The following is a 22,774-nucleotide window of genomic DNA, read 5'->3' on the forward strand; positions in this document are numbered from 1 at the left end:
CCTTAAAATAACCATAAATGTCCATAACCCAAGGCGTCCCGATGAAAGGCATCAGGATAGGGCCCCGACTGTGATAAGGGAGGCGTTCCCTCCCATAAATACACCGCCCCCGCAGGCGTCATCCATTCCCCCGGCGTCAATACCGAAACCCGACGGTTAGGGTCTTTGCGATCGCGTACCTTCTTCCACGACTGCCAAGGAATGCCCATTTCCGCCGCGTAACCCTTGACCCCTGGGGGTTTGGGGACAGAAATTTTCCGTCCGGGTTGTTGCCACAAAGCCGCCGTGAGTAAAATTCCCCCCTGGGGTTGGGGACAGGAGGCCGTTAACCATTGCCAATTGTTCTTTTCTTGAATGATGCTCATAGTAACGGGGGTTCCCGCCCCCAATATTCCCCAGTCGGGGGGTTGATAGTCGCCGATAATTTTGACTAAAATCGACCATCCGGGGGCCATTAAGGTTGTTTGTTCAGCAAAAAATCCCCCCTCGTCCACGACTTGAAAGTCTTGGCGACGGTTATGGCTGAGGGTGAGAGACTCCCAAGGTAAAGGCTGAAGCAGGTTATCGGGGGCGGCATCCGACTTAAAAATCCACTTTTGCTCTTGCCAAAATTGCTGTAAAGTGTTACCCGGAATTAAATATTGACCTCCGATCATCTCAAATTCCTGGCTTCGGTGTTCCGGTTGCACCTGCCATTGTTCGGTATTTGTCCACTGCATTCGATACAGGTTGCGGGGCAACTTCCCGGTAGTGATATTGCGATCAAGGGTATAAACGGGCAAGGGTAAGGGAACATAAAGATAGGAGTTATATTCCCAAAACGGCCCCCAGAGTTGACTCTGACTGGGTAAATTCAAACAAGCTGCCAACTGATGCCCATTCGGGGGCCAACGACAACCGACTTGACCGCTATTTTGTCCGACGGGTGTTAAGTTGCCGATGGTGATCGGGCCTGTGGGAATTATTTTGTACCATCCGGTCATAGGTTAATCTCCTTTAAATTACGAATTACGAATTACGAATTACGAATGGGGAATAGGCAATAGGCAATAGGCAATAGGCAATAGGTTGGGGATGACCCAAATTCCGTCAACTTTAGCCGAAAACCTCTGATTATAGTCAAGATTAGATCCCCCTAAATCCCCCTTAAAAAGGGGGACTTGGATCTCTTGTTCCCCCCTTGCCAAGGGGGGTTAGGGGGGATCTAGGACTTGGGAGCAGATCAAGCGTTAAGTTGACACGGTTGGGGGGTTAGGTCAGAACACGAGAAAGCCAGTTATTTCGTTCTCGCTGTTGACGCGCTAAGAAACCCCGGAGGGCGATCCAGTTTTTCCACCATTGCCAACTTCCGAGATCTGTTTGAAACGCTCTCGTTTTTCCGGCGGTGAGAATATCGATCTGTTGCCAACTTAGGGGTAAATGCACACTCGCCCACAGGGTATCCATGAGGGAACGAACCGTTAAGGGAGAATGTTCTTCCAGGCGGGTACTCTCCAAATAAAACAACAACTTTTCCCAACAATTAAGATCGGTTTTGTCCTCCTGAATGGGTTCAACGGCCATTAACAAATGCCACAACACCCAAGGACAAACCCAGTCCAAACTTTGACCACTGTTAAACAAAACCCGAACACAGACCCGATCCTTACCGAGATGTTTGGCTTGTTTGTAGGCTTCATTTAACCCCCGATGCCATAACGACTGCGGGATACGCCGTTGGGCAATAACCACCCCTAAACTAAAGGTCATATTGGGGCCAGGGATAGGATAAATTTGATTTTGATAAGACACCCAACCCGCCACAGGGGGATCAAGGGGTTGAGTTAGGGGGGTTGCTTGTCCCGTCCAAAGGTGATGGAGTTGGGATGTGAGAGCGATCGCATCGGTTATCGGCCCTAATAATAAGAAGTCATCCCCTCCCGCAAAAATTACCCGTCCGTTGTGGTAATTTTCCGTCAGGTCGTATAACACCCGGTTCCAATATCCAAACAAAACCGATAGATCTAAGGTATGGGGGAGTTCCATCTGGCGGGTCACATCCGGTAAATTAGGCGGTGAAAAACCCAGTTGATATTGTTCAATAGTTGAGGCGTTGGGATGCCAGTTAGACCAAGGTAATTTCAGCTTTTGATATTGTTCACCGGATAGCCATTTCCCCATATTATCCCCATCCCCACGCCATCCCACTGTCCATTCAACCGGACTTTCCCAACCTTTGGGAAGATCATTTTCCCAACCTTCCACCTCCTCAGCATCAATATTGCGACGTTCTAAAACTCTCGGATGAGCATAGGGAGGAGACTGGCGATCCATTTGGGGAATACCCCAAGCTTTAAAAACCGATCCAGACTGATAATATTCACTCAGCGCTTCAACTTCAGTATTCCAGTGTTCCGCATCCACAACATCAGCCACCCAAGCCGCCGCCGCCGCCGTGCGATCGGGAAATTGATCCCAAGGACATGGGGGGGGTTCTTGTCCCCATAAAGTTGTTAAGGTGGGAATGATAATTTCAGGGACGGAAGCCAAGCGTTTCACCATTTCCAGGCTATTCAAGCGATCGCTTTGGGAAAATAACCCCGCTAAAGAGCTTTTTTCCGCTATCCCTTCCCACCATTGGGTTAATACCTGATCCGGTAGTCCCCAAGTTCCCCCCGCTTCCACAGGTTGCAAACCGGGATGCCAGATCGATAAACTTCCCGAACTTGGACTGGTGCGTCCTCCCCACCAGTTCCCTTGCCATTGTCGGCCTAATTTTTGACCCTCAACGGAATGATGCAACTGCTTGATATCTTCGACAACGTGATCCGACCGCAACGGCGTAGACTCCCCATAAACCGACCAAAAACTCAGGTTATCCCCTCGAATAACTTGCCACCCCAAGCCGTTTAACCGAGGGTTATGGCGGATGGAAGCGGTTTCTAAGGCGGTTAAAAACCGTTGCCATTCGTTGTTGAGAATGGTTTGGCAGTTTTCCCACCATTGGGACTCGTCGGGAAATAACCCGGTAATAATATTAGGGAGTTCAGCTTGCCAGAAGCTTTCATCGGTAATAGTTTCGCCGTTTAACCATTGCAGTAAAGGAGAGGACTGATGCAAGGGAACTAAAACCTTACCCCCTTGTTTCTCCCAGTGGTGAATAACGACCCCGCAGAGATAATGGCATAACCAAGACGCAACGGCCCAGTCCCGCAGACGTTGACCTCCAGCCAGGAAGCTTTGCACGGGGCCAAAGGTTAAAACGCCGATGTGAGTTAGGGTGCGATCACTGTGTTGTTGAATTTGTTCGCAGGCCTCCACAGAAGCCCCACCACCCCACCAAAATTGATTTTTTAAATATTCTGAAGTTTGCCAAGTACCGCAGCTAGGATGGGTTGCTAAGGTGGGTTGATCGGGGGGCAAAGCTGCATAATATTGTTGTTGTTGTTTCAGCCAGTCTTGTAATTCCATTAGAGACTCCGTTTAACATCATTAACGAGTTGTTCAAATCCTTTGATTTTGCTATTAATAGGGGTTGTAAGATTGGCTAATTTGACAATATAGTTCAACCAATTAATCGCAATTTGAGCCGAATGGTCGGCGTGATTGACTCCTTTTAATTGTTTGGTTTTTTCGTCTAAAATTTGATCAATCAAATCCCCTAATAAGCTGTGATACAGTTCATTTCTGATTTCGAGAAAACTCTTGCTATGATCGGAAAGACGAATCCAGTTGAAACAGTAAAAGTCTTTAAAACTGTTCCAAGCAGGATCATTAATTTTTGTGGTTTTGTAGTTTTTTTGCAGATAACTATTGTAACCAGTTCCCTCACTGAGCAAATTTTTGATTGTTGGGGAAATATCAAGTCGGAATTCTATATAATTTTGATTCTTTTCTTGATATTTTAGAATTGGTTTTTGAGTTTTATGATCTCTTTCCCAGTGATAAGCATTTCCGCCTTGATATTGAACTAAACAAGCGATCGCTAATTCAAAAGCTCCAGCAATTCTCAAATACCACTGCATCCACTGACCCCTTTCTCGAAAGGCTTTTTCACTCCATAACGCAATTGCAATTCGTTCTAAAATATCCTCTTCAGCCGATAGCTTTTGGCGTTTTGCCGATAAGTTAAAAGAAACAGCCCGATCTAATTGACCGAGTGTATTAATTAAGGTATTATCAGGATGATCTTGGATTAAAGTTTTTACCCCAGAAAAGTCTTGAATTTCTAATAACTGTTCAATTTGGGGCACTTTTAACCGCCATTGCCAATGAGTTCCCGTATGAAAATAGGGTTGAGAATCTTGGCGAGACATATAGACAAATTCAATCGGATTTTTCGCTAACTGTTGTTCCAGTCCCCATAAATATAAAGCACTACTTAACGCCGGAGTTCCACTACTATGTTGTATGATTAATTTCTGAGCATTAATCTTGACACTATCCGAGGTATTCTCGAAAACAATACCCTGGGAATTAAAGGCAAATTTAGGATTTAATTGTTGTTCAACAAACTTTGCCATTTGATCCCAATTAGCAACCCCATTATCTAAATTTGGATCAATCTCTAAAATCATTAAATCATGGGGAATTCCCTGTTTTTGACACCAAGCTTGTAAAAGATTTCGCCACCAATATCCATCAGACGTAATTAAATCACTCAATTCTTGTCCCGAAATATGATGATATTCAATCCAAGCTTGCTGATTCGTTAAAAGAATGACAAAATGAAGTAAAGTATCAGGTTCTCGACTTTCCCACAGGCTTCTAATTAAAGGAAAATCAATCCGATCTAAGTTATCTCCAAATTCTTCGTCATTGTAGGTTGCTTGTTCTCGAACCTCATCTAAAGAGTAACAAGCACCGAGTTGCTCGGTTCCTTCCTTTGAATCCACCCTCACATCGTTGTTGCCCAAAATCTGTAAAACTACATTCGTTCTCATATCGCTTAAGTAAGAAATTTAGGACTTGTTTAAATTTTAATTGAATCTTAATCGAGTTGAGTTTGTAAGTTTCTTTACTTTTAATTAATATATCAACCGCCAAGGGAGTTAGGACAAAGACTGATTCAGCAAACCCAGACTGTGAAGCCTTTTCCTATTCCTGCTCTATTAGATTTTTGTGAAGAAAATTAATACTTGATATTTAAAAAAGCTAATTTCTTTTTTTTATAACATTAACAATGGCTTGATGAGTTTTGATGAACGAGATTTAAGATATATGGAAATTTTCAATAATCAAGTCGGAATTGATTTACCCCATATATTAAACAAAACCTAACCCGTAGGGTGCGTAAGCACAGCGCACGCACCACTAAACCTTATCAAATATACAAACTAAACAATAATTGTTACCAGACTGTACTTTACAACCGAGAATTTACTGATCAAAAGGAATAGTTTCATAAAAATTCTGTAAATATGACCTAATTTAATCCGTGTTTATACTATATAAACTTCACTTATATAATTTTGAAATTCAATCGAATTCAGCAACAAATTATTGAACTAAATTTTAAAAAAAGTCATCCTTTTGATAGAGTGAATTCTATTTTTTTTAATCTACATAGAGAATATTTTTTAACTTTAAAAACCCCTCAATTGACGAATCAGAAAGAATTTTAGATATTTGTATTTCAAGCTAAAAGATCATTTTAACCATAAGTTAATTTAATATTTTATTGGAGCCAGCCTAAATTAAAGATTTAGTAAAACCCTCAAACTTGTTAACACCTACTCATAATTTCAATTTAGGATGGTGTTCAGACAACAAACAAATCACATTAGATTAAATAAAATACTGATCTAATGGTAGATTTTTTTTCCCCTTTAGTAGGCTACAGCAATGAATAATTTCAATAAGTTTACCTTAACTACTGCATTCGTTTTATCTGCATTAATTCCAGGTAAAGCTTTCGCAGCAAGCCTGATTTCGGATGAGGTGGTAGGAAGTTCTACCCCTGAAGTGACATTTGGGACTTCTTTGCAAAACGGAGATTTCACCCTTCTACCAAACAATTCTAAAATATTAGGGGATGGAAAGGATGAAATTACGGAGTGGAATTTTAATTTTGGCGTTGATTCTATTAAAAGTACAATAACTAAAGCCTTAGTCAATCTGGACGTAACACCGTTTATTTACTCTAAAAATGATGATTTCTGGATTACAGGAATTGGTTCTGTAAAGGCTAATAAATTTTTAGATTTTAATTCAGTTGAGTACGGCAAACAGCAATCCGTTGAAATCAATTTGTTTGATTTTTTCAGTGCTGACAAGATTGCAACAACTTTTAACAATGGTCAGGGAAACTTAGAAGCTGGCTATAGCGATGATGCGATTGTCTCTTTCGCAAAAATGACTTTAGAATTTCAACCTGCTTCTGTACCTGAACCCACGACAACATTAGGTTTATTGGCTTTAGTTGGACTAGGAAGCCCCCTTTTAAAGAAACGTAAATCCTAGTTTCATGGGTATTAACCTCCAGTATAATTTCATTTTTTATTCAGGATAGTGTAGTCTTACAAACTTAGGAATATAAAAAATTAGGTGTGTTAGGCGAGGAAGCTTTGTTAGGGAATTTCTAGCAAGCAGAACTACCTAATGCACCTGATTCGTTAAAATATTATTCAAGTTAAAATTCATAGGGTCTTAATCCTATTGAGCAACTTTAATCGGCCCTTCAATACTCCCACTAAAAAATTGTTGTACAATTGCACTATCCGTTGTGTAGGCTTCTTGAATTGTGCCTTGCCATTGAACCAATCCTTGATACAAAAACACAATTCGATCAGCCGTGCGTCGAATGGTACTATCTTGATGGGTTACAATTCCATAGGTACTACATCCTTTTCCACTATGTTGTAAATCTCGAATTAAATCTTCAATAACGGTTGATGCAATGGGATCTAAACCTGCGGTGGGTTCGTCATATAAAATAACTTCTGGAGTCTCCCTGGGATTTTCGGGATTGGGCATAATGGCACGGGCAAAACTAACTCGTTTTCGCATTCCTCCAGACAGTTCTGCGGGATAGCGATCGCCAATATTGGGTAATCCTACCATTTCTAACTTTTCATTCACTAATTCTTTAATTTTTCCAGGAGGTAATTTTGTATGTTGATAGAGTAAAAAACCAATATTTTCCGTAACGGTTAAAGAATCAAATAAAGCCGCCTGTTGAAATACCATTGCAATTCCAATCGGATCAGTAATATCATCGACCCATCCTTCTCGTTTTTTTCCTAATACATAAACTTCCCCTTGATCAGGAGGTAAAAGTCCAGCAATTATTCGCAAAATCGTTGATTTTCCTGTTCCTGAAGGGCCAATAATTCCTAACGCTTCTCCCCGATAAATCGTTAAATCAACCTGCTCTAAAATTACTTGAGAACCAAAAGCCTTACTGACTCCTTTTAACTCAATTAAAGGTTCTAAGGATTCTGATCGTTTAGATAAGACCAAGTTATCTTTCAAATCCCTGGGTTCAACTTCAATTCGATGACTTTTTCCGGTTGTACTGTCTTTCATGATTTCGCTAAACCCTTCTCATCATTGTACCTTTCACCCTATGCCCTTATTCTGAGCCTGAAGGGATAACCCTCATCCCCTTGATTTTTCCTTGGGGGAATCCTCAGAATAAGATAGAAAAATAGCCTTGTTAAGTTCAACTCTAGTCGTTATTTTACGGCCAGCCTCCCATACTGTATTGTAAATTGGTCGTCAAACCCTGCATATCCATCTGAGATCTATACCTATGCCAACTGGTTCATTCAAACACACCCTTCGCAGGATGATGAAATTCAGACTCTATCTGGGTTTTTCCAACTCTCGTTCTCCTCGGATGATTAACCAATGGTTTAAATGGTTAGCCCCCGGACTATTTGTAAAACGCTGGATGGCAATTAGTGCCACCGGGGTGTTAGTAACCAGTTTGGGGTTAGCGATTTGGACGGGAATGACCCCAATTTATTACATCCTACAATTGCTGAAAAATTTCTTAGGATGGATTACCACTGTTATTCCCAATTATATTTCAGGGCCATTGATGATTGCTTTGGGAATTCTTTTGATTCTGTGGAGTCAAACCCGGAGTTTAAATTCAATTAGTGAAGCGTTTCATCCGGCCGGAGATGAACAATTAATTGATCGATTATTAAGTCATCGTCGTTTATTACGGGGGCCGAAAATTGTAGCTATTGGAGGCGGAACTGGGTTATCGACTTTATTGCGAGGATTGAAAGAATATAGTGCTAATATTACCGCTATTGTTACGGTTGCTGATGATGGGGGTTCTTCAGGTCGATTACGTCGAGAAATGGGGGTTTTACCACCGGGAGATATTCGCAATTGTTTAGCAGCTTTAGCGGATGAAGAACGATTATTAACGGAATTATTTCAATATCGATTTACGGCTGGAGATGGATTAACCGGACATAGTTTTGGGAATTTATTCTTAACGGCAATGTCAGAAATTGAAGGAGATTTAGAACAAGCAATTGCCGCCAGTTCTAAAGTTTTAGCCATTCGAGGTCAAGTTTTACCCGCCACTTTAACTGATGTTCATTTATGGGCAAAATTAGCCGATGGTCGGCGCATTCATGGGGAATCTAGTATTACCGAAGCGAAGGGAAAAATTGTTACCATTGGTTGTATTCCCCCGAATCCTCCTGCCTTACCCAAAGCCGTACAAGCGATTTTAGAGGCAGATTTTATTATTATCGGCCCAGGGAGTTTATATACCAGTGTGATTCCTAATTTATTAGTACCCGAAATTGCCGAAGCAGTAGCTTCTCGAAATGTTCCCCGGATTTATGTTTGTAATATTATGACTCAGCCGGGAGAAACGGACGGTTACAGTGTTTCGGATCATATTAAAGCCATTGATAAAGCTTGCGGTTATCAACTCTTTGATGCGGTGTTACTTCAAGGGACAGTTCCCCCAGCCCAAGCGTTAATTCGTTATGCTCAAGAAAATTCTCATCCGGTTGTATTAGATCGAGATCTTGTTAAACAATTAGGCCGAAGAATTGTGATGAGTAATATTATGGATGTTAACGAAAAGACTGGATATTTACGTCATAATCCCTATCGTTTAGCTCAAGTCTTATTACGCTGGTATAACAAAAACTAACCCGTAGTAAGCCCTTCAGGGCTTAGAGAGTCCTAAAGGACTCACTACAACGTAGTAAGCCCTTCAGGGCTTAATCCCTCTAAAATATTAACATAAAATATGACTCAATTTTATCTACCCAACGCTGAAGCTACCCGTGAACTCGGAAAAAATTTAGGGCGATCGCTCCCGGCAAATAGTGTACTCTTATTACAAGGAAATTTAGGAGCCGGAAAAACTACTTTTGTTCAAGGTTTAGCCGCAGGTTTAGATATTTCTGAATCCATTGAAAGCCCGACATTTACCTTGATTAATGAATATACAACTGGGCGAATTCCTCTCTACCATTTGGACTTATATAGATTAGACCCCTCAGAAATTGAAGACTTGAATTTAGAGCAATATTGGGAAGGAATTGAAGTAGAACCGGGAATTGTTGCCATTGAATGGGCCGATCGTTTACCTTATAAACCCGAAAGTTATCTACAAATTGAATTAACCTATACAGAAACAGGGGATCGGATTGCGACTTTATTGAATGTTGGTCAGGATAATGTTAACTGGGGTTCTAAGTTGGGGACTAATTAATAAAATGCGATCGCAAAACAACTTTACAAAATTAACTTCTTATAAGATAATTTAAACAGATTGAATTCCAGTCTAACCGATTGCACAAATAACCCCATGATTCACCCAGTAAAACCCTTAGTATTTATCGCAGCTTTTCTGTGTTTGAGTGCTGTTAGCATTCCTCTAACTGTTCAAGCTCAAACTAAAAGCAAAATTACTCTCAGCATTGACGGATTAAAAAATAAAAATGGACAAGTTTGTGTGAGTTTATTTGCAAGTAATAAAGGCTTTCCCAGTAATGGAGACGATGCGATTCAAAGTCGTTGTACCAGTATTACACAAGTTCCTGTGGTCATGACCTTTGATAATTTACAACCGGGTAGTTATGCCATTGCGGTTCTTCATGATGCGAATAACGACAAAACAGCTAACCGTAATGGGTTAGGAATTCCCACCGAAGGATTTGGTTTCTCTAAAAATCCCGCTATTCTCACAGGGCCACCAAAATTTAATGATGCGGCTGTTGTTGTGGCAGGAGATAATACTAATATTAATATTAAATTGCAGTATTTATTTGGAGGTTAAGGATGAATTTAGGTTATATCCCGATTAATATGATATGATTAGAATCAGGTTAACCTTGAAACTCTTTAGGTATGTATATTGAGGAACTTCATCTCCAAAATTTTAGAGGATTTAAAGAATTAAAGCTTCAGTTTCCCCGTAACTTAGCTGTTATTATTGGTGTGAATGGTTCGGGGAAATCTTCTATTTTAGATGCGATCGCTATTTTTTTATCAATTTTATCAATTTATATCAATCAACCACAGTTAAAAAGACGACGAAAAAACTCAACATTAAGTGATCAAACAGGGTTGACAGAAGATGATATTTATATCAATGCTCAAGAATCTGAAAATTTAATTCAGGTTATTATTGAACCTCATCAAAAAATTTCATGGTCAATTAGAAAAAGTAAAGATAATTCAACCATTAAACAAGTTGAAGCAGAAGAATTATTAAGTCATATAAAAAATACTTTAGAAGCTTTAGAGCAAAATCCATCCTTAAGTCTCCCAGCATTGGTCTATTATAAAACTAATCGAATGGTTGTAACACCTTCATCTGCGCTAAGATGGGATTTACTAACAACAGCTATTAGACAAGGAAACCAAATCAATGCTTATGAAGGAGCTTTTTCAAACCAAGTGAATGATTTTAAAGATTTCTTTGGATGGTTTAAAGCGGAAGAAGATTATGAAAATGAAATTCGTTTAAGAGAAAATACAAATTATAGAAATAAAAATTTAGAAATTGTGAGAATTGCCATTACAAAATTCTTGAATAACTTTCCTAAAACCCATTTTGATAATCTTCATGTTGTCCGGGTAAGTACAGATCAAAAATTGAGAAAGCTCCGAGTTAATCCAACTTTTACTATAGAAAAAAATGGTCAACCTTTTAAACTAGAGAAACTATCAGATGGCGAAAAAATGCTGTTAATGGTTGTAACAGATTTAGCCAGACGATTAGCAATTCTTAACCCATCGGTGGAAGAACCTGCAAAAGTATTAGAAGGAAAAGGGATTGTTTTAATTGATGAAGTTGACTTACATCTACATCCCCAATGGCAAAGAATTGTTGTTCCAGCATTAACTAATACCTTCCCTAATTGCCAATTTATCGTTACTACACACTCACCGCAAGTATTAAGCCAAGTTCATAAAGAAAATGTGTTCATCTTAGAAAATTATGAACTTATTGAAGAGACTCCTTATACTTTTGGAAAAGATAGTAATTCAATCCTTTATGAACTGATGGGAGTTACAGAACGTCCGCTTGAAGTTCAACAACAGTTAGATGAATGCTTCCAACTGATTGATAATAACAAAATTAAAGAAGCAAAGATAAAGTTACAAAACTTAACAAGTTTATTGGGAGAAGACGATCCAGAATTGGTTAGAGCTTACACCCTAATTAATTTTTTTAACCGAAAAGAATGAAGCGAATTATTAAAAGAACAGAACCCTCTTGTTTGTTGAAATATCGGCAAACTGCAAATGCAACCTATGAGGATTATCGACCAAAAGACGCCCTCAAAAAAGCATTACTGAAAGAACAAGGTTATATTTGCTGTTATTGTATGAAACGGATTTACGAAGAGAACATGGAAATTGAACACTTCCAACCCCAATCCATTGATAAACATCCAGAATTACAGTTAGATTATCGCAATTTGTTAGGTTCTTGTCAAGGAAATCGAGGAAAACCTCAACAGATTCAACATTGTAATGCTCGGAAAGGGGATAAAGAAATAACATTAAATCCTGCTGACCCTCAAAGGAATTGCGAGGATTCTATTAAGTATGGAAGTGATGGAAAAATTTATTCAGATGATACAACAATTAATCATGAGTTGGATAATATTCTAAATCTTAATAATCAAACATTAAAAACTAACCGAAAAAAAGTTCTTGAAACAATTATTGATGAGTTAAATAAAAGATTTCCAGGAAAAATATGGTCTAAAGAATTCTTGCGAAAAAAACTTAATGAATGGCAAAATAAAAATAAAAAAGGGCAATATAATGAGTATTGCCAGTTTGTTATTTACTATTTAAGTAAGCGGTTATAAGATATTCATCAGTACATCCTAAGACGCATCAAACCTTAAGGCTTTCCCACAAACATTAGAACAAATTCGTCCTGACTCATAAACCACTTTTCCCCCAACAAGGGTATATTCTGGCCATCCGGTTAACTCCCACCCTTCAAAGGGACTCCAACCACATTTTGTTAACAATTCTTCCCGCAAAACTGGACGATAATTCTCTAAATCTACTAACACTAAATCCGCATCATAACCCACTTCTATTTTCCCTTTATTCGGTATTTTATACGCTTTTGCTACAGCCGTAGACATCCAATTAGAGACTTGTTGAACCGTGCATTTTCCCGCCATTGCTTGTGTTAACATTAAGGGTAAAGAAGTCTCAACTCCGGGCATTCCCGATGGCGTATTCGGATAACCTTTAGCCTTTTCTTCTAACGTATGGGGGGCGTGATCTGTGGCGATAAAATCAATTACACCATCTAATAATGCTTGCCATAATATTTCATTGTCTTGCGGCGATCGCAATGGCGGATTCATTTGGGCTAAAGTTCCTATTTGATCATAAGCATTAATATTTAATAATAAATGCTGAGGGGTGACTTCTGCCGTTACCCATTCCGGTTTATCTTGACGTAATAACTCCGCTTCGTCTCCTGTTGATAAATGCAGAATATGTAATCGCCGTTGATATTTTTTAGACAATTTTAAGGCGAGTTGAGTCGCTTGTAAGGCAGCTAAATTATCTTGAATGGTAGAATGAATGGCTGGATCAGTTATTCCGGCAAATTCTTGACGACGTTGATTAATTCGAGCTTGATCTTCTGCATGAACCGCAATTAAGCGATCGCCTTTTGCAAAAATACCGTCTAATATTTCTTCTTGAGAAACCAATAAATCTCCGTGCATCGACCCCATAAATATTTTAATCCCTGGAGTCGGATTAGCTTCTAATAAATCCGGTAAATTTTCGGCTGTCGCCCCAATAAAAAAGCCATAATTAACAATACATTTTTCAGAAGCCCGTCTTAATTTATCATCTAAATTGGCTTGCGTTGTTGTTAAGGGGCGGGTATTGGGCATTTCTAAAAAAGAAGTTACGCCTCCTTTTGCACAAGCACAACTCGCCGTAAATAAATCTTCCTTATATTCTAAACCGGGTTCGCGGAAATGCACCTGCGGATCAATTACACCCGGTAATAAAGTTAACCCTTCTGCATCAATAATTTCCCAATCATCGACCCCGAAAGTATGATGATCAATGTCAGGAGCAACCTCAACAATTTTATCATCCAGAATGACGACATCTCCGAGCAGAAAATCACCATTCGGTAACAAAATCTGAGCTTGATGAATGAAGACACCACAAGAATTAGACATAATTGGCTTTATCCCATCTACTATTAAACGATTTAACCTCAAATTTGTCTTTTGATCATCAGGAACTTTCATTCCCCAATTTCAGACAAATTTGATATGATGAATGTAGTTTCTTGTCCAGTGATCCGTTGCGTATGAGTAGCCCGCCCAATCAAGAGCCAAATCCCGTTAAACCTTCCCCTCAACAGCAAGAGAACCCTTGGGTAGAAATCCTCAAAACCATTACTTTGAGCATCTTTTTGGCGTTAGGCATTCGCACCTTTGTTGCTGAAGCTCGCTACATTCCCTCTGGGTCAATGTTACCAACTTTGGAAATTAATGATCGATTGATTATTGATAAAGTTGGCTATAAGTTGGGAGAACCCCATCGGGGTGATGTGGTGGTGTTTAGCCCCACAGAGGAACTCAAAAAACAATATAAAGATGCGTTTATCAAAAGAATTATCGGTTTACCCGGGGAAACGGTGGAGGTAAAAAATGGGTTAGTGTTTATTAATGGTGAACCTCTCCCGGAAAAATATATTGCGGAAAAACCTCAATATAATTGGGGGCCAGGAACAGTCCCAGATGGCCAGTATTTAGTGCTCGGTGATAACCGTAATAATAGTTACGATAGCCATTATTGGGGTTTTGTCCCCCGTGAAAATATTATCGGTCGAGCTACGGTTCGTTTTTGGCCTCCTGACCGCATGGGTGGACTGGGTGATCCTGATTATCCCCCCGATGAACAAAAATAATAAAATAATAAAATCAAGACGGTTTCTAGGTTAAATTATAAACCCTGAGTCTTACATTTAGCCTAGAAATTTCTGTTTTTATCCTAAGTTTGGGGCGACCAAGTTTGTACAACTCGACCTGTAATTTTTTGTCCCAACCAAGGGGTATTAATAGAGCGAGATTTCAGGGTATTTGCATTCACTATCGAAGGCTGTTGAGGGTCAAATAATATCATTTCTGCGGGTTGGTCGGGTTGAATAGAAGGGGGTGTTTGTTGTAAACAAAGAGCAGGTTGACTGCTTAAGACTCGCCATAAATCTAAGGCTGACCATTGCCCAGATTCTACAAAGGTTTTCCATAATAAGGGTAATGCTAATTCTAAGCCAATGGCACCCGGAGGAGCGTCGGAAAAAGCGACGGTTTTTTCTTCATAAGAATAGGGAGTATGATCAATAGCGATCGCATCAATAACTCCCGTTTCAATTCCTTGAATTAAAGCCTTTTGATCCGAGGGATTTCCTAAAGGCGGATCTAATCTTAAGTTAGGATCATAGGGGAGAGGAATAGAATTAACAACAGTTAGATTTTCTAAGGTTTCAGCATCTTCTAACGGTTGATTCCAAATGCGATTAATGGATGTTGTATTTAATAATAAGTGCATCCAGGTGGTACTGGCTGTAATCGGTAAATTCCGGGCTTTAGCTTGAGCAATTAATTCCACACTTCGCGCCGTAGAAACCCGCATAATATGAACGGGGGTTTTTGTGACTTCAACTAATTCTAATATAGCGGCTAAGGCTGCGGTTTCAGCATAGTCTGGTATTCCGGGTAAACCGGATAAGATAGAATCATGACCTTCTCGCATGACTCCATTAACCACTAATGTGCGATCGCAAGGATAGAAGGCTAAGGGTTTATTTAAAGGTTTTAAATATTCTAATATTCTTCGTAATAAGGCTAAATTTTGTAACGGTTGACCATCGGCAAAACCGACAACACCTGCATTAGCTAATTCGCTAAATTCTGTCATGTTTTGACTCGCAACATCTTGGGTGAATGCACCCCAAAAATGTAAGTTTGGAACCGAAAATCCAGAATTTATAGAAACTTTCTGAGATTGTTCTTTTAATAAGGTTACTGTTGCTGGATTATCAATAGCGGGAATCGTATTAGGTAAAATCGCTAACCGAGTAAATCCTCCGGCTGCGGCAGCATTTAATAAGGTATTTAAAGTTTCCCGTTCTTCAAATCCGGGTTCTCCACTATGACTATATAAATCAACTAATCCAGTACCTAAAATCAACCTTTCGCTATTAATAATTTGGGTATTTTCCGGGTAATCATTAATATAAGATTCAATGGTCTTAATATAACCATCCATCACTAAAACATCAGCAATTTGATCTCGTTTAGAAACCGGATCAATCACACGAACTTGCTTTAACAGTTGACAATTCATATTCAGAATAAAACAGTTAAACTGATAACTGATAACTGATAACTGATAACTGATAACTGATAACTATAACGCTCCAGCCGCCGTTTTATCGAGAATACTACCCGATAAATGGGTCGTAATATTAGCAGCTTGTAATACAGGTAAACCCTCAATTCCGTGAGGATAATCAATCACTGTCACCGCACCATTCCCTTGTTTAAAATTCCAAAAATGCTCCGGTGGTAAATTAAATAACTGACACAAAAGGGCTTTATTAATGGCATCATGGGCAACCACTAAAATTGTTACAGGTTGATAATTATAGGTTTCAACAATTTTCTTCCAAGCGATTAAAGACCGTTGCCAAACCTGTTGTAAATTCTCCCCTTCCGGCATTTGAACCGTTTGGGGTGCTATTTTCCATTCCTGTAATAATCCAGGGTAAAGCTGTTCGATTTCCGTCTCGAATTTACCTTCCCATAACCCGTGACTAATTTCACAAAATTCCGATTCTAATTGTAATTCAATTCCTGGATGTTCTTGCAAAATAATCTCGGCGGTTTCCTTCGGACGTGCCATCGGACTTGTGACCGCAAAATCAATTTTAATGTCTTTTAAAAATTCTGCGGCTTTGCGACCTTGTTCTCGACCATTATCATTTAATGGCACATCAATTTGCCCTTGAAATTGCCCCATGCGGTTCCATTCTGTTTCCCCATGACGCACTAATAATAATCGTGGCCCTTGATGTCCCGGACGCACCGAAGGCAATTTATGACCGACGTGAGTAGTTAGGTTCATCGACTCTAATTGAACATCCGCAGGTTTCGGTAATTCTCCGGGGATAATATTAGTAAAATTCAAAATACTAATGCCACAATTAGATTGTTGTAAAGCTTGGTAAAATTGGGGTTGAATTCCCAAAGCCGTCGCAATTAAACAGCGATTAATTCCATTATGAGCTACTAATAAAACCGTTTGATTTTGATGACGGCTTAAAATTTCGCGCCAAAATTGTTTGGCTTGTTCAAATAATGCCAATACCGGGAAATGTTGTTTTTCCCCGTCCGGCGTCGGAACCTGCATCGAAAACTCATGGGGACATTCTTGCCAAGCTTGATATTCATCAGGAAACTGTTCGAGAACCACTTGACGTTCCATCCCCGCCCACAATGGTAAATCAATTTCCATCAACAAATCATGGGGCTGAAGTTGAGGTGGGTTTGACAGGCGCGTTACAATAATTTCAGCCGTTTGTTTTGCCCGTTGCAGGGGACTGCAATACAAGGCATCGAACGTCAAACCAGTCAAGGCATCACCCACTTTTTGCGCCGCCACAGAACCTTTTTCTGTTAAAACAGAGTCGTCCAAGCGACCTTGAATTCGACGTTGGGCATTATAGGTACTTTGACCATGACGGACAAGAATTACACGGGTCGTCATTTTTTAATTGAGGAGTTGGACTTTTAAACTAGAGTTGAGCCGAATTTAAGCCAGATGTCATTGTACCTTGTTTAGGACAGCATCAGTTAAAATATTGTGTTTCTGGCTCAAACTCGGTAATGTTTTACCCTCACGCTTGGAACTCATGACACTAAAACGCTGGATTTTAGCAATTTTAACAGTAGTAGCGGTTAGCTTTTTGAGTTTATCTTTACTTGATAGTTGGACTCAACCGCAAATTCAAAGCCGTTTGGAATTATATCAAACCAATTTACTACTTCATGCCTCCCAATGGCAAGGCCAGGGAACGCAAGAGGAAAGTTTAATGACATTGAAGGAGAATTTAATTGGCAAAACTCCCGTAGAGGAAGCTTATAAGCAATATCAACAGGTACAAGACTCTGCTGAAAAAAGTTTAGCCAAAGTTCAAGCCAATGAAACTTCAATTGCACCGGATTCTTTAAAACAATTGCAACAACTGAATCAGGATTTACAATTGCAAATTGGCATCTTACAAACTCAGTTAGAACAACCCGATAAAGCCTTAAAAACCTGGAAGGATTTAATCGAACCTCAAGACCGTGAATTTCTTGTTTCTCCGGCTGAAAAAATGACAGCACAAGTGTTAACGGGATTATGGAAAACTCCCGCCCGATTATTACCCGATGCTGAACCGATTTTACAAAAACAGTTAGACGGTTGGTTTCGTTATCAAGCTTTAGTTAAGCTCTATACCTTACAACAGCGTCCAGAAGCATTAGTTGCTTTAGAAACCCAAGAACAACAACGGGCAGAACAAGCGGTTGTTAAGTTAATCATTGTGAGTGCAATTCCAGGAATGGGATTAGTTATTGGGCTTTTATTAGCTATTGTTTTAGGCATTCAAACCCTTCTCAAAGGGAAGTCTTCTATCCTTGCAACAAATATGGATGTTGCTTGGTTAATTCCTTGGAATGGAGAAACAATTTTACAAGTTTTTGTGGTGGGATTTGCTTTACTAGGTCAACTGTTTATTCCCCTAACTTTAAGAGCGATTTTCCAAGAGTTAAATATTCAACCCAGTAGTTTTGAAATTAGGACTCAAGCGGTTTATATTTTAATCACCTATCTATTATTAATGATAGGGGGATTTTCGGTTTTGTATGTTTCAATTAAACCCTATTTTCCTTTGCCCGAAGGCTGGTTTACCCTAAACTTTAAAGGAAATTGGTTTCTCTGGGGTTTAGGGGGGTATTTCGTCGCTTTACCGTTGGTGATTTTAGTTTCTTTAATTAATCAGAAACTTTGGGATGGACAGGGGGGCAGTAATCCGTTATTACCCATTGCCTTAGAAAGTCGGGATAGTGTAGCGTTAACGATCTTTTTTATTACCGCATCTATCGCTGCTCCAATCTTTGAAGAAATTATGTTTCGAGGATTTTTATTACCGTCCTTAACTCGTTATTTACCTCTAGGGAGTGCGATTATTTTAAGTGGGTTTTTATTCGCCGCCGCCCACTTAAATATTTCGGAAGTTTTACCGTTAATGACGTTAGGAATTGTGCTAGGGTTTGTGTATACGCGATCGCGCAATTTATTAGCCTCTATGTTCATGCACGGTCTATGGAATAGTGGCACTTTGTTGAGTTTGTATATTCTCGGAAGTGGGGGAAGTTAGACGAATAATAAGCGAAACAATTCTATTTGTAAAAAGTCAGATTTTATGAGAGGATTAAGGTAGAGATGCAATATTTTGTATCTCTACTTCTGGTTTCTGAACAAGAAGGATCAGGATCTTAACCATGTTAGTTCAAGTCACCCTAGAGAATGTTTTATCGTTCAAGGAAGAAACGACTTTTAGTATGGTCGGTGTTAACAGTGACCTCAATCATGTCCATCATCTTGCTACTGAACAAGCGGGTAAAGGACGGTCATTGTTACCCATTTCTGCCCTCTATGGTGCTAATGCCGCAGGTAAATCTAATCTGATTAAAGCGATTGATTTTGCCAAAGATTTAATTGTAGATGGGACAAGGGGAGTACAAACTATTCCTGTCTCTCCATTTAAGTTGAGTGACTCTAATAAAAAGCCTAGCAAATTTCAATTTATTTTTACCTATCAAGGAAGTCTTTATTCCTATGGATTTAAGTTAAATAAAACTCAGATTTTTGAAGAATGGCTTTATGTGACACCGAAAGATAAAAAACGAGAAGTTCTATTTTTTGAGCGCCTGACCAATGAGAACAAAATAACAGAAGTAGAATATGGGCTGAGTCTTAAAGGGAGAAACTCAAAATATAAACAATTTCTCGATTTTATTGCCCAAGGAACTCGTCCTAATCAATTATTTTTGACGGAAGCTTTAGACCGGAATGTTGAGACGCTAAAACCTGTTATTGATTGGTTTAAAAATGTATTGACAATTATTCCAGCAGAATCTAGTTATCAAGGTTTAGAGTTAGGAATTTTAAGTAGCCAAGAATTTACGGATTTTCTGAGGAATTTTCTCAAATTCGCCGATACAGGAATTGATTCAATCGGAACAGAAGAAGTAGAGTTTAATCTGGATGTGATTTTACCTGATATTCCAGAAAATATGAGGAAAGAAATCCTCCAAGAAATGCTCAAAGCCAGTGAAAACTCTATTTCAATGATTGAAAGTCATTTGGGTAAACGATATCTTTTAATCAAAAGAGAAGAAGGTCAGTTAAGTTTAATTCAACTCCGAACTCAACATCGAGATGATCAAGGTGTTCTAATTGACTTCTCAATGGAAGAAGAATCAGAAGGAACACAGCGTTTAATCAACTTAATTCCCCTCCTATTTATCCTGCAAGAAAATCCTGAAAAAGTGATTTTTTTGGATGAATTAGACCGTAGACTTCATCCTCTGCTCTCGCGTAGATTTGTTGAAATGGCTCTACAATGTAGAAATCCTAATAGTCAGAGTCAACTTATTTTTACAACTCATGATACTAATTTATTAGATTTAGAACTTTTACGAAAAGATGAAATTTGGTTTGTTGAAAAAAATCAACAAGGTGCATCTCATCTTTATTCTTTAGCTGAATTTAAAATTTCACCTGATGTTAAAATTGAAAAAGGTTATTTTAATGGTCGATTTGGCGCAATTCCTTTTTTTGGGGATATTCGGAATTTAGGATGGCTTAAGTGTCAAACCGAGGGATCTGAAAAAACTGCTATCAACCATGGGAAAGATTAATCGAACTAAACTACTAGATCGCAAATATAATAATCGAGATGCAAGGCTTTTTATTATTGCTACGGAAGGGCGGGATACCGAAAAACAATATTTCCAGGGGATGTTTCATGACTCTCGAATCAAAATAGAAGTATTATCAACTGGAGAAGATGATAAAATTTAGGCAGTTATCAAAAAAGTAATCTGAATCTGGATGTTTACAAAAACCATATTCAAGAAGCTGTTCAACGAGCTAAAACCTTACACCCCAGACCCCAACAAAACTGGCCGCCTACACCAGGATCTCACGTTTATCGGGTTGTAGAAATCATTCTCAAAGTTATAACCCCCTAATTTCAACAGAAAATTAAACTATATTAAGAAATGTTAAGCCATTGAGGATCAGGACGGGTGAACACGGGACGACGGGTGATTGTGATTGGGGCGGGAATTGGGGGATTAACCGCCGGGGCATTATTAGCTTATCGAGGATATTCTGTTTTAATCTTAGACCAAGCCATCGTACCCGGAGGGTGTGCTTCCACCTTTCAACGTCGGGGGTTTACCTTTGATGTGGGGGCGACTCAGGTAGCGGGTCTGGAACCGGGTGGCATTCATCACCGCATTTTCACGGAGTTAGGAATAGAATTGCCCGCCGCCACCCCCTGTGATCCCGCTTGTGCCGTATTTTTACCCGGAGAAACCGAACCCATTCAGGTATGGAGAGATCCGCAAAAATGGCAACAGGAACGACAACGGCAATTTCCGGGGAGTGAACCGTTTTGGCAGTTAATGGCGACGTTATTTGAGGCGAGTTGGCGGTTTCAAAGCCGTGACCCTGTGTTACCGCCTCGGAATTTATGGGATTTGGGACAGTTAATTCAGGCGGTGCGTTCCGATACCTTAATTACCTTACCTTTTGCTTTGATGACGGTGGCTGATGCCCTACGGTTATATAATTTACAGGGCAATCTTCGCCTCAAAACCTTTTTAGATTTACAACTGAAGTTATATTCTCAAGTAGATACGGAAGAAACGGCTTTATTGTACGCAGCAACGGCGTTAGGCGTGTCTCAGGAACCTCAAGGATTATCTCACCTAAAAGAGAGTATGCAGGTGTTAAGCGATCGCTTAGTTGAAGCCTTAGAACGAGATGGCGGTAAACTCTTAATGCGGCATACCGTTGAAGCCATTGAAACAGAAAACGGTCAAGCCGTCGCCGTTAGAATAAGAAATCAAAAAACTGGAGAAGTTTGGCGAGAAAGGGCGGATCAAATTGTTGCTAATGTCACGGTACAGAATTTAATTCAATTGTTAGATGAAAAGCCTAAAAAATCCCGCCCGACTTTATCGATTTCATTTCCTTTATATCAACGAAGAATTAAAAAATTACCGCCTGCATCTGGCGCATTTGTGATTTATTTAGGAGTACAACAACAAGCGATTCCAGCCAATTGTCCTCCCCATTTACAATTTCTCTATGATTATCAAGGCGTTATTGGCGAAAATAATTCTTTATTTGTATCAGTCAGCCACCCCGAAGACGGACGAGCACCTGAAGGACAAGCTACAATTATTGCTTCTAGTTTTACCGATACTCAACAATGGTGGCAGTGTTCAGATTATCAACCATTAAAACAACAGTATACAGACACCGCTATTAACCGTTTAAGGTCTTACTTTGACTTAACCCCAGAAACAATTATTTACCAAGAAGCCGCCACCCCTCGCACCTTTGAACGCTATACTGCTCGTGATCAAGGAGTCGTTGGGGGAGTAGGTCAACGACTCTCCACCTTTGGGCCCTTTGGATTAGCAAATCGTACCCCCATTAAACACCTTTGGTTAGTGGGAGATTCTACCCATCCCGGTGAGGGAACCGCAGGGGTTTCCTATTCCGCTTTAACCGTTGTTCGACAAATTGAAGCTTAGAATTCTGATATAGTAATCCTATTTGAGTTGTGTTCCAAATTCCTGAGAAAAAGGGAACAGGAACTGCGATTGACTGGGAACAGAGATAATACTTCTGCTTATTCTTAATTTTTATTCTGAAGATATCTGTTGAAACAGAATTGACAATTGTGTAATAATGATTAAAAATTTATGGTAGAAGGTGCTTTAAGCATTAAAAATGTATAAATCACGACAAAATCTGATTTCCTGGTTGCTTCTAAGCTTACTCCGATATCATTATTAAGCTCTGTTTATTACCTCCCCCATTATGGAAGAACTCTACTAAATTTCTAGTAAAAATATTCTTATTTTTGATACGGTTTAATTGATCTGTAATACTTTTAGTTGCCAGTATAGCCAAAACTCTGAAAAAAAGCTAGAATACAGATCAG

The 22,774-nt window shown here is 39.4% G+C and carries 18 protein-coding genes; 11 read left to right on the top strand and 7 right to left on the bottom strand.

From position 1 onward, the window contains the following. Window positions 1-2 precede the first annotated feature (2 nt). The 3 genes from H6G57_RS10010 to H6G57_RS10020 all read right to left on the bottom strand — a co-directional run bounded on the left by H6G57_RS10010 (window position 3) and on the right by H6G57_RS10020 (window position 4,922). Window positions 3-983 (bottom strand): hypothetical protein, encoded by a 981-nt coding sequence (locus tag H6G57_RS10010; RefSeq protein ID WP_190518175.1) that lies wholly within the window; start codon window positions 981-983, stop codon window positions 3-5. A gap of 268 nt (window positions 984-1,251) precedes the next feature. Continuing rightward, on the bottom strand, window positions 1,252-3,450 hold the full coding sequence (locus H6G57_RS10015; protein WP_190518177.1) for a type III-B CRISPR-associated protein Cas10/Cmr2: 2,199 nt from the start codon (window positions 3,448-3,450) through the stop codon (window positions 1,252-1,254). After that, window positions 3,450-4,922, bottom strand: coding sequence for a hypothetical protein (locus H6G57_RS10020; protein WP_190518179.1), 1,473 nt, complete (start codon window positions 4,920-4,922; stop codon window positions 3,450-3,452). The genes H6G57_RS10015 and H6G57_RS10020 overlap by 1 nt, the downstream gene beginning before the upstream one ends. 901 nt (window positions 4,923-5,823) lie before the next feature. Here H6G57_RS10020 and H6G57_RS10025 point away from each other — a divergent pair. Continuing rightward, the gene (locus H6G57_RS10025; RefSeq protein WP_190518185.1) at window positions 5,824-6,441 is read left to right on the top strand and encodes a PEP-CTERM sorting domain-containing protein; all 618 of its coding nucleotides are present in this window, start codon (window positions 5,824-5,826) and stop codon (window positions 6,439-6,441) included. A gap of 192 nt (window positions 6,442-6,633) precedes the next feature. Here the strand turns inward: H6G57_RS10025 and H6G57_RS10030 are convergent, their stop codons facing one another. Then, on the bottom strand, window positions 6,634-7,506 hold the full coding sequence (locus H6G57_RS10030) for an ABC transporter ATP-binding protein (protein ID WP_190518187.1): 873 nt from the start codon (window positions 7,504-7,506) through the stop codon (window positions 6,634-6,636). Between the two features lie 226 nt (window positions 7,507-7,732). Here H6G57_RS10030 and yvcK point away from each other — a divergent pair, with 226 nt between their 5' ends. The 5 genes from yvcK to H6G57_RS10055 all read left to right on the top strand — a co-directional run bounded on the left by yvcK (window position 7,733) and on the right by H6G57_RS10055 (window position 12,293). Continuing rightward, on the top strand, window positions 7,733-9,109 hold the full coding sequence (gene yvcK / locus H6G57_RS10035) for a gluconeogenesis factor YvcK family protein (RefSeq protein ID WP_190518189.1): 1,377 nt from the start codon (window positions 7,733-7,735) through the stop codon (window positions 9,107-9,109). A gap of 99 nt (window positions 9,110-9,208) precedes the next feature. Continuing rightward, entirely contained in the window at window positions 9,209-9,676 is a 468-nt protein-coding gene (gene tsaE, locus H6G57_RS10040) for a tRNA (adenosine(37)-N6)-threonylcarbamoyltransferase complex ATPase subunit type 1 TsaE (RefSeq protein WP_190518195.1), read from the top strand. A gap of 96 nt (window positions 9,677-9,772) precedes the next feature. Beyond that, complete coding sequence (locus H6G57_RS10045) at window positions 9,773-10,243, top strand: DUF2141 domain-containing protein (RefSeq protein WP_190518197.1); 471 nt, start codon at window positions 9,773-9,775, stop codon at window positions 10,241-10,243. A 71-nt stretch (window positions 10,244-10,314) separates the two neighbouring features. Then, a complete protein-coding gene (locus tag H6G57_RS10050) occupies window positions 10,315-11,661 on the top strand; it encodes an AAA family ATPase (protein ID WP_190518199.1) in 1,347 nt (448 codons plus the stop codon). Beyond that, a complete protein-coding gene (locus H6G57_RS10055) occupies window positions 11,658-12,293 on the top strand; it encodes a retron system putative HNH endonuclease (protein ID WP_190518200.1) in 636 nt (211 codons plus the stop codon). Before H6G57_RS10050 ends, H6G57_RS10055 begins: the two co-directional genes overlap by 4 nt. Before the next feature lie 18 nt (window positions 12,294-12,311). Here H6G57_RS10055 and H6G57_RS10060 read toward each other — a convergent pair whose 3' ends face one another. Then, entirely contained in the window at window positions 12,312-13,649 is a 1,338-nt protein-coding gene (locus H6G57_RS10060) for a dihydroorotase (RefSeq protein ID WP_190518202.1), read from the bottom strand. A gap of 134 nt (window positions 13,650-13,783) precedes the next feature. On the opposite strand from H6G57_RS10060, the gene lepB reads away from it, so the two are divergent. Next, window positions 13,784-14,386 carry a signal peptidase I gene (gene lepB, locus H6G57_RS10065; RefSeq protein WP_190518204.1) on the top strand — a complete coding sequence of 201 codons (603 nt, stop codon included), beginning with the start codon at window positions 13,784-13,786 and terminating at the stop codon, window positions 14,384-14,386. A gap of 83 nt (window positions 14,387-14,469) precedes the next feature. Here lepB and H6G57_RS10070 read toward each other — a convergent pair whose 3' ends face one another. Together H6G57_RS10070 and H6G57_RS10075 are read right to left on the bottom strand one after the other, a co-directional pair. Further along, the gene (locus H6G57_RS10070; RefSeq protein ID WP_190518206.1) at window positions 14,470-15,825 is read right to left on the bottom strand and encodes a dihydroorotase; all 1,356 of its coding nucleotides are present in this window, start codon (window positions 15,823-15,825) and stop codon (window positions 14,470-14,472) included. A 63-nt stretch (window positions 15,826-15,888) separates the two neighbouring features. Then, window positions 15,889-17,247 carry a histidine phosphatase family protein gene (locus tag H6G57_RS10075; RefSeq protein ID WP_190518207.1) on the bottom strand — a complete coding sequence of 453 codons (1,359 nt, stop codon included), beginning with the start codon at window positions 17,245-17,247 and terminating at the stop codon, window positions 15,889-15,891. 145 nt (window positions 17,248-17,392) lie between these two features. Between H6G57_RS10075 and H6G57_RS10080 the strand changes: the two genes are divergently transcribed. From H6G57_RS10080 to crtD, 4 genes are all read left to right on the top strand, one after another. Continuing rightward, window positions 17,393-18,904 carry a CPBP family intramembrane glutamic endopeptidase gene (locus tag H6G57_RS10080; protein WP_190518209.1) on the top strand — a complete coding sequence of 504 codons (1,512 nt, stop codon included), beginning with the start codon at window positions 17,393-17,395 and terminating at the stop codon, window positions 18,902-18,904. A 124-nt stretch (window positions 18,905-19,028) separates the two neighbouring features. Next, entirely contained in the window at window positions 19,029-20,450 is a 1,422-nt protein-coding gene (locus tag H6G57_RS10085; protein ID WP_190518211.1) for an ATP/GTP-binding protein, read from the top strand. Then, on the top strand, window positions 20,437-20,613 hold the full coding sequence (locus H6G57_RS28680) for a hypothetical protein (RefSeq protein WP_199314156.1): 177 nt from the start codon (window positions 20,437-20,439) through the stop codon (window positions 20,611-20,613). Before H6G57_RS10085 ends, H6G57_RS28680 begins: the two co-directional genes overlap by 14 nt. 227 nt (window positions 20,614-20,840) lie before the next feature. Next, window positions 20,841-22,361 (top strand): C-3',4' desaturase CrtD, encoded by a 1,521-nt coding sequence (gene crtD / locus H6G57_RS10095; RefSeq protein ID WP_190518213.1) that lies wholly within the window; start codon window positions 20,841-20,843, stop codon window positions 22,359-22,361. Window positions 22,362-22,774 lie beyond the last annotated feature (413 nt).

The sequence above is a fragment of the Planktothrix sp. FACHB-1365 genome (assembly GCF_014697575.1).
In the GTDB taxonomy this organism is placed as follows: Bacteria; Cyanobacteriota; Cyanobacteriia; order Cyanobacteriales; family Microcoleaceae; genus Planktothrix.

Bases quoted from the DNA above. Each gene is read 5' to 3' on its own strand.
- H6G57_RS10010 (WP_190518175.1), bottom strand. From the start codon at position 983: ATGACCGGATGGTACAAAATAATTCCCACAGGCCCGATCACCATCGGC.
- H6G57_RS10015 (WP_190518177.1), bottom strand. From the start codon at position 3,450: ATGGAATTACAAGACTGGCTGAAACAACAACAACAATATTATGCAGCT.
- H6G57_RS10020 (WP_190518179.1), bottom strand. From the start codon at position 4,922: ATGAGAACGAATGTAGTTTTACAGATTTTGGGCAACAACGATGTGAGG.
- H6G57_RS10025 (WP_190518185.1), top strand. From the start codon at position 5,824: ATGAATAATTTCAATAAGTTTACCTTAACTACTGCATTCGTTTTATCT.
- H6G57_RS10030 (WP_190518187.1), bottom strand. From the start codon at position 7,506: ATGAAAGACAGTACAACCGGAAAAAGTCATCGAATTGAAGTTGAACCC.
- yvcK (WP_190518189.1), top strand. From the start codon at position 7,733: ATGCCAACTGGTTCATTCAAACACACCCTTCGCAGGATGATGAAATTC.
- tsaE (WP_190518195.1), top strand. From the start codon at position 9,209: ATGACTCAATTTTATCTACCCAACGCTGAAGCTACCCGTGAACTCGGA.
- H6G57_RS10045 (WP_190518197.1), top strand. From the start codon at position 9,773: ATGATTCACCCAGTAAAACCCTTAGTATTTATCGCAGCTTTTCTGTGT.
- H6G57_RS10050 (WP_190518199.1), top strand. From the start codon at position 10,315: ATGTATATTGAGGAACTTCATCTCCAAAATTTTAGAGGATTTAAAGAA.
- H6G57_RS10055 (WP_190518200.1), top strand. From the start codon at position 11,658: ATGAAGCGAATTATTAAAAGAACAGAACCCTCTTGTTTGTTGAAATAT.
- H6G57_RS10060 (WP_190518202.1), bottom strand. From the start codon at position 13,649: ATGTCTAATTCTTGTGGTGTCTTCATTCATCAAGCTCAGATTTTGTTA.
- lepB (WP_190518204.1), top strand. From the start codon at position 13,784: ATGAGTAGCCCGCCCAATCAAGAGCCAAATCCCGTTAAACCTTCCCCT.
- H6G57_RS10070 (WP_190518206.1), bottom strand. From the start codon at position 15,825: ATGAATTGTCAACTGTTAAAGCAAGTTCGTGTGATTGATCCGGTTTCT.
- H6G57_RS10075 (WP_190518207.1), bottom strand. From the start codon at position 17,247: ATGACGACCCGTGTAATTCTTGTCCGTCATGGTCAAAGTACCTATAAT.
- H6G57_RS10080 (WP_190518209.1), top strand. From the start codon at position 17,393: ATGACACTAAAACGCTGGATTTTAGCAATTTTAACAGTAGTAGCGGTT.
- H6G57_RS10085 (WP_190518211.1), top strand. From the start codon at position 19,029: ATGTTAGTTCAAGTCACCCTAGAGAATGTTTTATCGTTCAAGGAAGAA.
- H6G57_RS28680 (WP_199314156.1), top strand. From the start codon at position 20,437: ATGGGAAAGATTAATCGAACTAAACTACTAGATCGCAAATATAATAAT.